Annotated in this window: 11 protein-coding genes and 1 tRNA gene; 11 read left to right on the forward strand and 1 reads right to left on the reverse strand. The window is 71.2% G+C overall.

Features of this window, described 5'->3' with window-relative positions; translation table 11 throughout:
- The first annotated feature begins 1 nt into the window (after position 1).
- From BMH31_RS06510 to BMH31_RS06555, 10 genes are all read left to right on the forward strand, one after another.
- Entirely contained in the window at positions 2-388 is a 387-nt protein-coding gene (locus BMH31_RS06510) for an RNA-binding S4 domain-containing protein (RefSeq protein ID WP_099723114.1), read from the forward strand.
- 4 nt (positions 389-392) lie between these two features.
- Entirely contained in the window at positions 393-1025 is a 633-nt protein-coding gene (locus BMH31_RS06515) for a YigZ family protein (RefSeq protein WP_046455531.1), read from the forward strand.
- A gap of 132 nt (positions 1026-1157) precedes the next feature.
- On the forward strand, positions 1158-2570 hold the full coding sequence (locus BMH31_RS06520) for a histidine kinase (RefSeq protein ID WP_099723116.1): 1413 nt from the start codon (positions 1158-1160) through the stop codon (positions 2568-2570).
- The gene (locus BMH31_RS06525) at positions 2567-3274 is read left to right on the forward strand and encodes a response regulator transcription factor (protein ID WP_099723117.1); all 708 of its coding nucleotides are present in this window, start codon (positions 2567-2569) and stop codon (positions 3272-3274) included. Before BMH31_RS06520 ends, BMH31_RS06525 begins: the two co-directional genes overlap by 4 nt.
- Positions 3275-3353: 79 nt before the next feature.
- Positions 3354-4499 carry a DNA polymerase III subunit delta' gene (locus BMH31_RS06530; protein ID WP_099723127.1) on the forward strand — a complete coding sequence of 382 codons (1146 nt, stop codon included), beginning with the start codon at positions 3354-3356 and terminating at the stop codon, positions 4497-4499.
- On the forward strand, positions 4496-6058 hold the full coding sequence (locus tag BMH31_RS06535; RefSeq protein ID WP_099723119.1) for an alpha/beta hydrolase: 1563 nt from the start codon (positions 4496-4498) through the stop codon (positions 6056-6058). Before BMH31_RS06530 ends, BMH31_RS06535 begins: the two co-directional genes overlap by 4 nt.
- 989 nt (positions 6059-7047) lie before the next feature.
- A tRNA-Thr gene (locus BMH31_RS06540) sits at positions 7048-7119 on the forward strand.
- A 264-nt stretch (positions 7120-7383) separates the two neighbouring features.
- Positions 7384-8220, forward strand: a complete 837-nt coding sequence (locus tag BMH31_RS06545; protein WP_099723121.1) for a GntR family transcriptional regulator — start codon at positions 7384-7386, stop codon at positions 8218-8220.
- A 352-nt stretch (positions 8221-8572) separates the two neighbouring features.
- On the forward strand, positions 8573-10021 hold the full coding sequence (locus BMH31_RS06550) for an MFS transporter (protein ID WP_158234918.1): 1449 nt from the start codon (positions 8573-8575) through the stop codon (positions 10019-10021).
- 67 nt (positions 10022-10088) lie between these two features.
- Entirely contained in the window at positions 10089-11288 is a 1200-nt protein-coding gene (locus BMH31_RS06555; protein WP_099723124.1) for a M20 family metallopeptidase, read from the forward strand.
- Positions 11289-11349: 61 nt separating this feature from the next.
- On the opposite strand, the gene BMH31_RS06560 is transcribed toward BMH31_RS06555, so the two are convergent.
- Positions 11350-11622, reverse strand: a complete 273-nt coding sequence (locus BMH31_RS06560; RefSeq protein WP_143469801.1) for a hypothetical protein — start codon at positions 11620-11622, stop codon at positions 11350-11352.
- 856 nt (positions 11623-12478) lie between these two features.
- Between BMH31_RS06560 and BMH31_RS06565 the strand changes: the two genes are divergently transcribed.
- On the forward strand, positions 12479-14270 hold a 1792-nt coding region (locus BMH31_RS06565), incomplete at its 3' end, for an Ig-like domain-containing protein (protein WP_241898172.1).

Here is a 14270-nt window from a genome sequence, read left to right on the forward strand (position 1 = left end):
CATGGAGTCCGTGCGCATCGACAGCTGGATCTGGGCCGTGCGTCTCGCGAAGACGCGCAGCCAGGCGACGACGGCGTGCCGGGCCGGGCACGTGCGGGTCAACGACGAGCCGGCGAAGGCCGCGCAGAAGGTGTCCGTCGGAGACATAGTGCGCGTGCGCCTGCACGGCTTCGAGAAGATCTACCGGGTCGTCGGGCTTGCGTTGCGCCGCGGGAGCGCCGCCGAGGCCGCGCTGCTGTTCGAGGATCTGACGCCGCCGGCGCCGCCCCGGGTCGAGCGCCCGGCGGCCGTGATCCGGGATCGGGGCGCCGGCCGGCCGACGAAGCGGGACCGCCGCGAGATCGACCGCCTGCGCGGCCGCGGCGATACGCACGACGCGGGAGAATAGGGGGATGAGCGAGGTTCGAGACACGGTGCGGCGTCCCGTCGACGTCGAGATCGAGATCTCGCGGTCCCGCTTCCTCACGCGCCTGGAGCGCGTCGCCGACGAGGATTCGGCGCGCGAGGTCATCGCTGCGGCGCGCGCCGCCCATCCGAAGGCGCGGCACCACTGCAGTGCGTTCGTGCTCGGCTACGACGGCCGCACCCGGCGTTCGAACGACGACGGCGAACCGAGCGGAACCGCCGGAGCACCCATGCTCGACGCGCTGGTCTCGGCCGGGCTGAGCGACGTGGTCGCGGTGGTCACCCGCTATTTCGGGGGCGTGCTGCTCGGCGCGGGAGGCCTGACCCGCGCCTACCGGGCGGCGGTCGCCGAGGCCGTGGCCGCGGCCGAGCGGCTGCCTCGCGCGGTGCGCCTTCCGGTCGAGGTGGAGGCGGGCTACGATCTCGCGCCGCAGCTCGAAGCGGAGGCCCGGCGCCTGGGGATCGCCCTCGGCGAGGCGGGCTACGGCGAGCGGGTGCTGCTGCGCCTGCTGCCCGCGGAGGATCAGCTGCCGGCGCTGCGCGCGGCGGTCGCCGAGCTGAGCTCGGGGGCGCTCGAGCCGGTGCTCGGCGAGCCGCTCGTCGTCGACCTGCCGCGGTGATCCCGTGTGGCTCCGCCCGGCATGTTCGGGCCGCCGCAGCTCCGGGGGACCATGCGCACGGTACCGAGGTGCGATGCGCCGCACAGCGACGCTGCATAGGCTGAGTACGAACACCGATCGACCCGGAGCCGCATGACCTTCCCACCCCAGCCCGTCCCGCAGGACCCGCCGCCCGCGCGGCCGGCTGCGGATCCGCGGGCCGCCGCTTCCGAGTTGAAGCTGCCGCGCGAACCGGGCGTGATCCGCCGCTGGCTCGCGGCGCACCCGCTCGCGGTCGACATCTTCATCGCGGGCAGCTACCTGTTCGGCAACGGTAGCCTGGCGCTGCTCGGCTGGATCTCGTCGCTCGCCGGGACGCCCGTGCTGCCGCACGAGCCGCCGCTCGTCGCCCTCGTGGTGCTGCTGTCGCTCGTGCGCACCGTGGTCGTGTGCGCGGCGCTGATCCTGCGGCGCCGCTACCCGTTGCTCGGCACCATCGCGGTCGCCCTCTGCTGCTTCGGCGACGACACCGTATTGCTCGCGGGGAATGTGGTCGCGCTCTTGTTCCTGCTGTACGCGGTTCCGGTGTACCGCAGCGTGCGCGCCGGTTGGGTCGCGTACGGGATCGCGCTGCTGCCGACCGCGCTGCCGATGCTCATCTCGGGCACGATCAATCGCGAGTCCGATACCGTCGCCGGGTTCCTGATCGTCTCGCTCGGGATCCTCGCCGTGCTCATGCTCGGCATCAATCTGGGGAACCGGCGCCGCTATCTGCGCGCCATCATCGATCGGGCGCACCAGCTCGCGCGGGAGCGCGATCAGCTCGCGCGGCTCGCGGTGGCCGAGGAGCGCTCGCGGATCGCCCGGGACATGCACGACATCGTGGCGCATTCCGTTTCGGTGATGATCGCGCTCTCGGAGGGCGCGGCCCGCGCGGCCGAGGTCGCTCCGGAGGCGGCGAGCGACGCCATGCGCCGCAGCGCGGAGACCGGGCGCACGGCGCTCGGCGAGATGCGCCGACTGCTCGGCGCGCTGCAGGAGGGCGACGACGGGCCCGCGGCGCGCGCGCCGCAGCCGGGTGTCGCCGAGATCCCCGAGCTCGTGCAGAGCTTCCGGGATGCCGGGCTCACCGTGCGGCTGTCCGAGAAGGGTACGCCGTCGGGGGATCGCGGCCAGGAGGTCGCGGTCTACCGCGTGGTGCAGGAGAGCCTCACGAACGCATTGCGGCACGCCGGGGGCGCGTCAGTCGACGTGACCCTCGTGCACGACCGGGTCGCGACGACGGCCGAGGTGCGCAACGGTCCGCGGCTGTCGGGCAACGCAGCCCCGGATCCGGGTCTCGGCGGTGTCGGCAGCGGGCGCGGTCTGCGCGGCATCGCCGAGCGCGTCCGCGTGTTCGGCGGGGAGTTCTCGGCGGGCCCCGCCGAGGGCGGGGGCTGGGTCGTGCGCGCCGTGGTGCCCGCGGGGCTCGGCCAGCACACGGCTCCGCTCGTGATCCAGCAGCCGGGGACGACGCAGCCGCTCGACCGGGATACGGTTGAGGGGAACGAAGGGAGCGCTCCGTGAGCGATGAGATCCGGATCCTGCTGGTCGACGACCAGGAGCTGATCCGCACGGGCTTCCGTCTGGTGCTGCTCGCCGAACCCGAGATGACGGTGGTCGGCGAGGCCGGCGACGGGCGGGCTGCGCTCGCCGAGCTGCGAGCCTCGGGCGGTGCCTGCGATGTCGTGCTCATGGACGTGCGGATGGCGGGGATGGACGGCATCGAAGCGACCGCCGCGATCGTGCGGGAGTTTCCGAGCGTGCGCGTGCTGGTGCTCACGACCTTCGACCTCGACGAATATGCCGCGGCGGCGATACGCGCGGGGGCGAGCGGGTTCCTGCTGAAGGACGCGCGCCCGACCGAGCTCGCCGACGCGATCCGCCGGGTGCACTCCGGCGACGCCGTGATGGCTCCGGGCGTGACCAGGCGGCTGCTCGAGCGCATGTCGAACGACGCTGCGGCGGATCCCTGGGGCGGCCCGGCCGGCGGTGCTGCGGCGGGTGCTCCGGGCGCGCCGGCGGTGCGCACCGATGCGCTCGACGTGCTCACCGAGCGCGAGCGCGAGGTGTTCGCGCTGATCGCCGAGGGGCGGAACAACGCCGAGATCGGCGGGGCGCTGTTCCTGTCGGAGTCGACGGTCAAGACCCACGTCGGGCGCATCCTCGCGAAGCTCGAGCTGCGCGATCGGGTGCACGCGGTGATCCTCGCGAAGGACCTCGGCGTCTGAGCCGCTGGGCCGCGCGTCGGCCCGGTCGCAGGGGCTTCTCCCGGCGACGATGTCGGTGCCCCGCGATAGCCTGATGGGCATGGAGTTCTGGGACGAGATCGTGGGTCAGCCGGCCGCCGTGGGCGTGCTCGAGCGCGCCGCTGCTCCCGAGGTCGTCCCGGCGCACGCCTGGCTGATCACGGGCCCGCCCGGTTCGGGCCGGTCCAACCTCGCGCTGCGCTTCGCCGCGGCGTTGATCGCGCGCGACCCGGCCGACCGCGACCACGTCTACGCGCAGGTCGCCGCGCGCACGCACCCCGACGTGGCGGTGCTGTCGACCGAGCGGGTCATCATCCCCATCGAGGACGTGCGTAAGCTGATCCCCACCGCCTACTACTCGCCCAGCGAGGGCCGGTTCCGGGTCATCGTCATCGAGGACGCCGATCGCATGAGCGAGCACGCCTCCAACGTGCTGCTCAAGGCGCTGGAAGAACCTCCGGAGCGCACCGTGTGGGTACTCTGCGCCCCCAGCGAGGCCGATCTGCTGCCCACCATCCGGTCCCGGGCGCGGTCGCTGCGCCTCGTCACCCCGCAGCCGGATCAGGTCGCGCACATGCTGCAGGCCCGCGACGGGATCCCGTTCGAGACGGCGGAGCGCGCGGCGCGGCTCGCGCAGAGCCATATCGGCATGGCGCGGCGCCTGGCCACCGACGCCGAGGCGCTCGCGCGACGCACCAGCACCATCGAGCTCGCGCTCGGCGTCTCCACCCTCGGCGAAGGCATGGCGGCTGCGGGCGCGCTGCTCAAGGTCGCCGACGCCGACGCCAAGGCGCTGACCGAATCGCTCGACGAGCGCGAGCGCGAAGAGGCGCTGCGCAACCTCGGCGTGGCGCCCGGCGCCGCGGTGCCGCCGCAGCTGCGGGCGCAGGTGCGCGCCCTCGAAGAAGACCAGAAGCGCCGCGCCACCCGCGGCCTCCGCGACGGGATCGACCGGATCCTCACCGACCTGCTCTCGCTGTACCGCGATGTGCTGCTCGTCGGAATGGGCTCGGGCAGCGACCTCATCAACGCCGAGCACGCGCCCGCCGTCGCCGAGCTCGCGGAGCGCTGGCCCGTCGCCCGCACGCTCGGCGTGGTCGCCGGCATCGAACAGGCGCGCGACCGCCTGGCCCGAGGCGTGACGCCCGGTCTCGTGCTCGAAGCGCTGTTCGCGCGCATCGCCGTCGACATCGAGGACCTGCGATGAGGGGCGGGGGTGCGCGGCGCGCGCTCACCGGCCTGCTCGCCGCCGCGTGCGCGATCGCGCTCGCGGGCTGCTCGCTGCTGCCCGGTCTGGGGGCGCAGGCGCAGCCCGAGCAGAAGTCCGGCAGCCTGCCGCTGCCCGCGAAGCCCGCCGGCACCGTCGAGGGCTTCGGGGCGCAGCAGCCGAAGTGGCAGAGCTGCGGCAAGGCGCTCGAGTGCGCCGACGTGTACGCGCCGCTCGACTGGGCGAAGCCCGAAGGCGAGCGCATCACGCTGCGGCTCATCAAGCACCGGGCCACGGGCTCCGACCGTCTCGGCACCCTCTTCATGAACCCGGGCGGCCCGGGCGCATCGGGCGTGGGCCAGGTGACGGGCAACCTGCAGGGATCCACCTCCGCCGCGCTGCGGGCGCAGTACGACGTCGTGAGCTGGGATCCGCGGGGCGTCAGCGCTTCCTCGCCCGTCCGCTGCCTCACCGACCGCGAGACCGACGAGCGGCTGTACGGCCTCGACCCCGAGGCCGATCTGCCCGAGGGCAGCGACGAGTGGATCGCGGCAGCCAACGCCGAGGTGCGCAAGTACGGCGAGGCCTGCCAGAAGCGCACCGGCGCTCTGCTCGGCCACGTCGACACGGGCTCCACCGTGCAGGACCTCGACATGCTGCGCGCCATCGTCGGCGACCCGAAGCTCAACTACCTCGGCTACTCGTACGGCACCTACATCGGTGCCCGCTACGCCGACCGATACCCCGAGAAGGTGGGGCGCCTGGTGCTCGACGGCGCCATGGACCCGACCGCGAGTCTCTCCGAGGTGGTGTACGCGCAGACCCTCGGCTTCGAGTCGGCGCTGCGCGCCTACGTCGCCGACTGCATCGGCACGCGCGGCTGCCCGTTCACCGGCAGTGTCGACGCGGGCATGCGCCAGATCGGGCGGGTGCTGCAGCAGGTCGACCGGAAGCCACTGAAGGGCGCCGACGGGCGCTGGGTCACGGTCGGCACACTCATCACGGCGATCATCACGCCGCTGTACTCGCAGGACTCCTGGCCCTACCTGACCGACCTGTTCACGCAGGTGCCGAAGGGCGACGCGACGGTCGCGCTGCAGCTCGCCGACTTCTACAACGACCGCGTCGACGGCAAGTACCAGAGCAACTCGTCCGACGCGTTCTCGGCGATCAACTGCCTCGACTACCCGCGCGATCAGGACGCGGCGACCATGCGCCGCGAGGCCGCCGAGCTCGCCGCCGCCGCGCCCACCATGGGCAAGTACCAGGGCTACAGCGGAGTCTCGTGCGGCGGTTGGCCGTTCGAACCCGTCGGCGATCGCAGCGCGGTGCGCGCGGCCGGTGCGGCGCCGATCATGGTCGTCGGCACCACGGGCGACCCGGCGACGCCCTACCGCTGGGCGCAGTCGCTCGCGAAGCAGCTCGAGAGCGGCACGCTCGTCACCTTCACGGGCGAGGGGCACACGGCATACGGCACGGGCAACGCGTGCGTCACGCGCACGGTCGACGACTATCTGCTGCGCGGCAGGGTGCCGTCCGCCGACCCGCGGTGCTCCTAGCCCTGGGCTGCGGGGCTTCTGGGTGCTGACCCGCAGTGCGGGCTAGGCTCCGGGCCGGGCTGAACCAGGCCTGGTCTGGAGTTGAGCGTGAGCTGGAGCTCGGGTGCGCCGGGCTCGGGGTGCGCCGGGCTTGGGGGTGCGCCGGGCCTGGAGGGGCGCCGGGCTTGGGGTGCGCCGGGACTGAGGTGAGCCGCGCGTGGGCTGCGCAAGCGTGACCTTGGGCTTGGGCTTGACCTTGACCTTGACCTTGACCTTAGGCTTGGGCGGGGCCGGGCCGGGCGGGGCCGGGCCGGTCCCAGCCCGACGCGGAGCGGTGGTACGCCGAACGGAGTGCCTGGCTCCCGCCCCGTTGCGTCGCGTTCGCACCTGCGACCTCCTCCGAGTGGCGCCGAACCGCGGTTATTCACGCTGGATATGCCTGCTTTGGCGCCACTCGATGACCTGCCCGCGCGCAAACGCGTGCCTCAGCCTCCGTGGCGGGCGGGATCGGGCGTTGGGTGGCTTGCGAGGGCCCTGGTCCCGAGAAGGCGCGTCTGACCCGTCGACCCACCACCACCACCACCACCACCAATCCCGAAGGAGTCATCACGAGTGCGCTCACCGATCCCCAGCCATCCACCGGCTCCGAACCTGCGTCTGTGCGTGCACCCGTGCGAGGGCGAGGTGAACCCGCCTGATTGCTCCATCGAGTGGCCCCAAATCAACCTTTCCAGCAGGGGAAAGGATGATTTGGGGCCACTCGATGAGCGCGGAGGGGCGAAGACGCGACGGCGGAACAGTGGCGGGCAGGGGACGGCCTGGGTACGGGCGGGGGACGTGCGAGGTGCACGGGGCGTATGGAGTTGACGGGCCCCTATCATCGCGTCCGCCGCCGTGCCCGACGGGCTCGCCCACCGCGTTCGCCGGACTCGCCCCTCCCGTGCGGTTGGTATCGGCGCCCCGCCCCGTGATAAGATCTTCGACTGTGTGCTGAGCGAGTCTCGGCCCACGCCGCCTTAGCTCAGGGGTAGAGCAGTTCCCTCGTAAAGAACAGGTCGTCGGTTCAAATCCGACAGGCGGCTCCGACACAAGCGGGTCGGACTGGAAGCAGGTTTCCAGTCCGACCCGCTTTTTTGCATGTGCACTTCAATCCTCTCTGACCGGTAGCATGTTAGTGTGATGTGCGATGGAAGGCGATACCGCTCGTCGGCGCCAGCACGGCTCGCAGTCGTCTGCTCACCGTCCGCCGGTCGAGCCATCGGTCTGACCGGCGGACGGTCGCCGCGTGCCCGTCCGCAAACCTCCCCATTCCGCCGTGCCCTGCCCGCTTCGAGAACGGATCCCGCATGCCCCGCCCCGCGTCGCCGCCTGCTCCGGTGAAGACCCGCCTGAACCTGAGCGTGGACCTGCTCGGCGATCAGGTCTACTCGCTGCTCATGGACGACATCGTGCTCGACCGCTACGCGCCCGGCGAGCGCCTCAACCTCGATGCCATCGCGCTCCAGCTCGGCGTCTCCCGCACTCCTGTGCGCGAAGCGATCCGCCGGCTCGCCGACGAGGGCTTCGTCCAGATATCCCGCAATTCCCGCACGCAGGTCGCCGACTGGAACGACTCCGACATGCAGGAGCGGATCCGCGCGCTCGGCCTGCTCGTCGGCAGCATCATCGACCGCGCCCCGAAGGAGCGCATCGCCGTCGCCGTGCGGCTCGCCGGCCTCGGCCCGGGTGAACGCGCCCGTGTGGACCACGGCACCACCGAACCGACGGGCATTCGCTCCGACCGGGATCCGGCCCTCGGCACCGTCGACGCCTCCGAAGAGAGCGCGCAAGCTGCGCAAGCGAGCGGGCAAGCTGCGCACACGCACACGCACACGCACACGCACGATCACGATCCCGGCGCCGACTGCGCCCACCGGGATCCGTTCGCGGGGCTCGCTCGGTTCCTCGACGTCTGCGCGGAGCTGTTCCCCGTCGCGTATCCGCGAGGATCCGGCACCTTCGCCCGCGGTCTCGTGGTGCCGCTCCGTGCGTACCTCACCAGGTCCGCGCTCGACCGGCGCGGTTTCGGATCCGCGATCCGGGGATCCGGCCTCGACTGGTGCGCCGCCGAACGGGAACTGCTGCGGGGGCGCAGCTCGGTGTTCCTCGGATACACGGAGCGACTGCACCGCTCGCTCGACTGAGGCACCCGTGCCCCACGCCCGTGTGCCCCAGCGCTCCCGGGCCCGCGCCAGCGCGCGCCTACGCTCGCACCGGTGCCGGTGCCGGTGCCGGCACCGGCACCGGCACCCGCACCCGCACCGAAAGCGCCGCCGGGAGGGGTGACTCGTGAGGGTGACACCGGCGAACCGCAGCAGGCCCGTTCGGCTAGTTTCCAGATGGGACGCCGCCGTCGGCGAGACCGGCACGGCCAGCCAGCACGGCGAGACCGGCACAACCGGCCAGCACAACCAGCACAACCAGCACAACCGGACAGCGCAGCCAGCCAGCATCGCACCCCCCCCTCTGCCACCGAAGCCGGAGATTGGATCCACCGTGAACTCCCCACAGACGGCCGCCCTGCCCCTCGCCGGAGCTCGCGCCCGCACAGTCGTGGGCTTCCTCGTCTTCTGCGAGCTCGCAAGCGGGTTCACGCAGGGCTTCACTCCGCCGCTGCTCAAGGACATCGCCGCGCACCTGGCGGTGAGCGATGCCGACATCACCTGGTTCCTCACGGTGCAGAGCCTCTCGGCCGCCGTGTGCGTGCCGCTGCTCTCGAAGCTCGGCGATCTCTTCGGGCACCGCCGTCTGCTGCGGATCGCGGTGGTGGCGGTGCTGGTCGGCACGATCGTCACCGCGCTCGTACCCAGCTATCCGATCGCGCTGATCGGGCGTGTGCTGGTCGGCGCGTTGTCGGTGTGGTTGCCGCTCGAGATCGCGCTGGTGCACACCCGCATCTCGGGCGATTCGGCGCGGCGCGCGATCGGTTTGCTCGTGACGTTCCTCACGGGCGGTGCGATCCTCGGCACGTTCGCGGCGGGCGGCATCGCGCTGATCTCTCCGAGCCTTTCGCTGACGCTGCTCGCGCCGTCCGTGCTGGTGCTCATCGCGGCGTTCGTCGTGTTCCGCCTGGTGCCGGAGTCGCCCGCGCGCACCGCGACGAAGGTCGACTACGTCGGGTTCGCGGGCATCGCGGTGTTCATGGTCGCGGCGCTGATCGGCCTGCGAGGCGCGGGAGACACCGGCCTCTTCGCCCCGGCCGTGGTCGTCCCGCTGCTGATCGCGGCGGCAGTGTTCGTCGGCTGGGTGCTGTGGGAGCTGCGGTCGCCCGCCCCCGCGGTCGACGTGCGGTTGGTCGCATCCCGTCGCGTCGGGCCCGTCTATCTCGCGGGTCTCTGCTTCGGCATGGTGATGTTCGGCGGACAGGCTCAGATCGCGACGTTCATGGGGTCGAGCCCGGGCCGCGAGGGCTACGGTTTCGAGGCTACGGCCGGCACGATCTCGCTCGTGATCGGCACGATCACGATCCTCGCGACCGTGGGCGCGGCGCTGTTCAGCGTGCTCTCGGCGCGCATCGGGATCCGTACGGTGCTGCTCGTCGGCGCGTTCCTGTCGGCTGCGGGCAACTTCCTGGTCTTGCCGCTGCACGGATCGTTCGGTGGCTATCTGATCGCGTCGGTCGTGCAGGGGCTCGGCTACGGTCTGCTGCTGGGGGCACTGCCGGCCCGGCTCGCCGAGTTGGCGCCCGCCGGATCCACGGGCATCGCCGCGGGCATCTACAACTCGTTGCGCACGCTCGGCGGGGCGCTCGCGAGCGCGGTCTTCGCGGCGATGCTGGGTGCGGCGCTCGTGCCGGGCGCGGAGTTCGCGGGGATCGGCGGATACATCTCGATCTGGGTCTTCTGCGGGGCGGCGTTCGTCGTCTGCTTCGTCGCACTGCTCTTGGTGCCGCGCGAGACCGCGGCCGAGCGTGCAGCCGCTGCGGATCCCCCTGCGGCACACTGAACCCCACCGGGGCGGCTCGGTCCTTCCGCGCACTGCCCCGGCCCCCCCCCCGTCGAAGGAGACCCTCATGAGTACCCCCGCGTTCGTCGCCGAAGCCGCCGTGATCCTGCCCGAACTGCAGGCGCTGCGTCGCGACCTGCATCGCAGCCCCGAGCTGGGCCTGCTGCTGCCCGAGACGCAGCGACGGGTGCTGGGGGAGCTGGATCCGCTGGGGCTCGAGATCACCCTCGGCGAGCGGCTGACGTCGATCGTGGCAGTGCTGCGCGGCGGGCGACCCGGGCCGACGGTGCTGCTGCGCGGCGACATGGACGCGCTGCCCGTGCTCGAGCAAACCGGTCTCGACTTCGCGTCGACGAATGGGCGCATGCACGCCTGCGGGCACGATCTGCATACCGCGGGGCTCGTGGGGGCCGCGCGCCTGCTCGCAGCGCACCGGGATCAGCTGGCCGGCGATGTGGTGTTCATGTTCCAGCCGGGCGAGGAAGGGCACGGCGGCGCGAAGATCATGCTCGAAGAGGGGCTGCTCGCGGCGTCCGGGCAGCGTCCGGTCGCGGCGTACGGGATCCACGTCGCGCCGGGCCCGTTCGGCGTATTCCTGACCCGGCCGGGAGCGGTCGCGGCGGGCTCGAACGAGCTGAGCATCACGGTGCGGGGGCGGGGTGGGCACGGCTCGCAGCCGCACCAGGTGCTCGATCCGGTGCCGGTCGCGGCCGAGATCGTGCTCGCGCTGCAGACCTTCGCGACCCGGCGCTTCGACGTGTTCGACCCGATCGTGCTGTCGGTGACGCAGCTGCAGGGCAGCGAGGCGGTCAACGTGATCCCCGAGTCGGTGACGCTGCGGGCGACAGTGCGCACGCTGTCCGCGGCGTCCCGGCAGTGCGTGGCCGAGGAGGCGCCGCGGCTGGCGGAGCACATCGCGGCGGCGCACGGTCTGGTCGCCGAGGCGGTGTTTGAGGAGCAGTACCCGGTGACGATCAACGACCCGGCCGCGGCGGACGAGGCGCTGGCCTGGCTGGATGAGGCGTTCGGGGAATCGCGTGCGCAGACGCTGCCGAAACCGGGCATGGGCTCCGAGGACTTCTCGTACGTGCTGAACGAGGTGCCCGGCGCGTTCTTGATGCTGGCGACGAGCCCGCCCGGAACGGATCCGGCGACCGCGGAGTTCAACCACTCGCCGCGTGTGATCTTCGACGACGCCGTGCTGGGGGATCAGGCGGCCGCGCTCGCGACCCTCGCGTGGCGGAAGCTCAGGTCGCTCGCCGGCTGAGGCCGGTCTCGGGCGCGGGCCGCGGCCCCCGCTGCTGCTGGCGCCCGGGCGTCGGCGCGCGCTATCGCTCCGAGATCCGCGCGTTGCCGATCAGGTGCTGCAAGGAGGCGACCCGGTCGAGCACCTCGGCCCGTTCGGGCTCGGTGGCCACGGGTATCTGCGCAAGGTGGGACTGTCCGTCGGCGCGCACGCTAATCGCGAGGTGCCCGTGTGTGCTCGAGTCCATATCGAGCGAGGTGAGTACCGAGAACGCGGAGGTCCAGATGGTGTCGAGCAACGCTCGAAGCACCCGTCCTGGTGTGGTGGCGCTGCGATCCCGCACTGCAATGGTCACGCGTGCGAGCGGCCAGGACCCCGCGGTGTGACCGCCCAGTACTCGGTCGCATGGATATTGCCGAGCGACAGGAGATAGGGGGACCGGGCGGTGGGTGCCGGTTCCGAGCTGTTCATAGGAGGCGCACTACCGAAGCCGGTTCGCACGATCGGGTTTCAGCGTGATCGACGGGGCGATCGGGTGAGCGCCTCGGGAACTGCCAGGGGTGTTTCGGAGCGGTTGAACGCGGTCGAGCGCAGCTCCGGTTGAAAAAGTTTGGAGCGCTGATATTGCTCCTGACCAGGAGTTGATCGGGCCGCGAGTGTGCTGAGGTGCAGCCTGCTGCGTGGTTACTGTTTACGCATAACAGCTAACATGTTAATCTTTCTGTGTCGGGCCGAACGGACCGACGAAGACTTGCCCCGCAGGCCGGCACGGCGGCCGCGGGAGGCGAAAGGACAGCAAGATGGCGAAGAAGAACGTGAAGCGCCTCGGCGCACTCGGCCTGGCGGGCGCGCTCGCGCTCGGGGGGATCGTGGTGGCCGACGTGGTGCAGGCGGCACCGGCGAGTGCGGCAGAGCATCGTTCGGTGTTGAAGCCCGGAGAAGAGCGACTGATTGGGCCCTGGGTGTATAGCCATAACGCGGGTGCATATCAGGTCGGGCGCCATCAGGTTCGGGACGGAAAGCACATGGTTGGCTGGCATTACAACTACAGCGACGCGGTTAAACAGGCTTCGGTGTTTTCGCTTCCGGCGGTGGGGAAGGTCGGCCCGATTATCGGCCCTGACGGAAAATGCCTGGGTGTCAAGTTCTATGACAGTAAGCCCACGCAAAGCACTACATATGGCGACTGCAGCAGAACCGGTGAGCCGCTCATGTGGAAGCTTCATTCCGACCGCACGCTCCAGCTCAACGGCTATGACTATTTTCTTGATCAGGTGCAGGTGATCAGGCCTTCGGTTGGGTCGGTAGGCAAGCAGTACCTTGAGCCGCTATCCAAATATGTCGTCGCTGAATTCGTGTCCTTCCACGACGCCGAGTCGACTGTCAGGCGTCCGATACTGGCGGGCACCGGTCATCCCGGTGCTCAAGTCGAGGTAAAGGACCAGGACGGTACGTCTCTCGGTACGGTGACGGTCGGTGAAGACGGGAAGTGGTCCCTCGCGCCGACAGCGGATCTTGCGGAGGGATCGAACATGCTCACCGCGGTGCAGACCCCGAAGGACGGTGGAGAAACGAGTGAAGCGACCGCGACGATCACGGTTGAAGTCGCCGCCGAGATCGCAGAACTCGTCGTGACTGGTCCGACCCCGGGCGCGACGGTGGAGTCGGAGACGCCGACCGTGTCGGGCACCGCGGAGCCGGGCGCGAAGATCACCGTGACCGGCCCCGACGGGGAGAAGCTCGGCGAGACCGTCGCGGACGAGAACGGTGACTGGACCCTCACCCTGCCCAAGCAGCCCGAGGGTGATCTCTCGATCACCGTGACCGACGAACACGGCGGGAAGGAAGAGATCGACTTCACCGTGAAGCCGGCCGCTCCCGCGGGCCCCGACGCGGGCGGGCAGGCCGACCCGAACACCGGCGCGAACGGGACGGACGAGGACTCGAAAGACTCGAACACGAACTCCGCGAGCGAACAGGACGCCCGCGCGAACATGAACGCGTCCGCTTCGGCCGCAGCATCCGCGAACGCCGACGGGCAGGGCAACGCCAAGATCGAGGGCGCCGCGCAGGCCGCCGCGTTCTCCGACGCGACCGCGATCGCATCCGCCGCAGCCGACGTATCGGCCAAGGCCGCAGCCCAGGCCGCCGCACTCGCCACCGCGTCGACGAACGCGTCGGCGAACATCGACTCGGACGCGTCTGCCGCAGCCTCGGGTGCCGCGATCGGCTCCGCCGACAGCACCTCCACTTCGGCTGCGAACGCGCAGGCCTCGGCCGCTGCGGAGTCGAACGCTGCCGCGTCGGCGAAGTCCGCCGCGACCACGCAGGCCTCTTCGGAAGCGAGCTCGCGGGCTTCGGGTGACGCCAACGGCGCCAACACGGGCTCGAACGGTGCCGACAACGGGTCGAACGGTTCGAACGGGTCCGATCCGGGATCCGCGTCCAACAGCAACGACCGCGCGAACGCGAACGCCGCAGCCTCCGCTGCCGCGACCGCGAAGGCCGACGACAACTCCAACGCCTCCGTGAAGGGCGCCGCGGAAGCCGCCGCCTACGCCGACAACACCGCGCAGGCATCTGCCGCAGCCGACATCTCCGCCGAGGCCGCGGCGAAGGCCGCCGCCACCCAGCAGGCATCCACGGACACGACCGCGAACCTGACCTCCGCCTCCAACAGTGCAGCGGAAGCCGCAGCCGCAGTTGCCGCGAACGCCGATAACTCCTCGAACGCGAACGCCGGCGCGTCGCAGCGCGCCACCACGAACGCGAACGCCGCCTCCCAGTCGGCCGCGATCACGAACGCGTCCAGCAACGCCGGCGCGAACGCCGGCGGCACCAGCACGGGCAAGACGAAGTGGAAGCGCCTGGGAGGTGCGAACCGGTACGAGACCGCAGTGAAGGTGTCCAAGGACTCCTACCCGCGCGGAGCGAAGAGTGTCGTGATCGCCCGGAGTGATCTCGCCCCCGACGCCCTGTCCGCGGCCCCGTTCGCCGTCAAGC

The sequence above is a fragment of the Leucobacter sp. OLIS6 genome (genome assembly GCF_002752355.1).
Classification (GTDB): domain Bacteria; phylum Actinomycetota; class Actinomycetes; order Actinomycetales; family Microbacteriaceae; genus Leucobacter.

Bases quoted from the DNA above. Each gene is read 5' to 3' on its own strand.
- BMH31_RS06535 (WP_099723119.1), top strand. From the start codon at position 4,496: ATGAGGGGCGGGGGTGCGCGGCGCGCGCTCACCGGCCTGCTCGCCGCC.
- BMH31_RS06545 (WP_099723121.1), top strand. From the start codon at position 7,384: ATGCCCCGCCCCGCGTCGCCGCCTGCTCCGGTGAAGACCCGCCTGAAC.
- BMH31_RS06555 (WP_099723124.1), top strand. From the start codon at position 10,089: ATGAGTACCCCCGCGTTCGTCGCCGAAGCCGCCGTGATCCTGCCCGAA.
- BMH31_RS06530 (WP_099723127.1), top strand. From the start codon at position 3,354: ATGGAGTTCTGGGACGAGATCGTGGGTCAGCCGGCCGCCGTGGGCGTG.
- BMH31_RS06520 (WP_099723116.1), top strand. From the start codon at position 1,158: ATGACCTTCCCACCCCAGCCCGTCCCGCAGGACCCGCCGCCCGCGCGG.
- BMH31_RS06510 (WP_099723114.1), top strand. From the start codon at position 2: ATGGAGTCCGTGCGCATCGACAGCTGGATCTGGGCCGTGCGTCTCGCG.
- BMH31_RS06515 (WP_046455531.1), top strand. From the start codon at position 393: ATGAGCGAGGTTCGAGACACGGTGCGGCGTCCCGTCGACGTCGAGATC.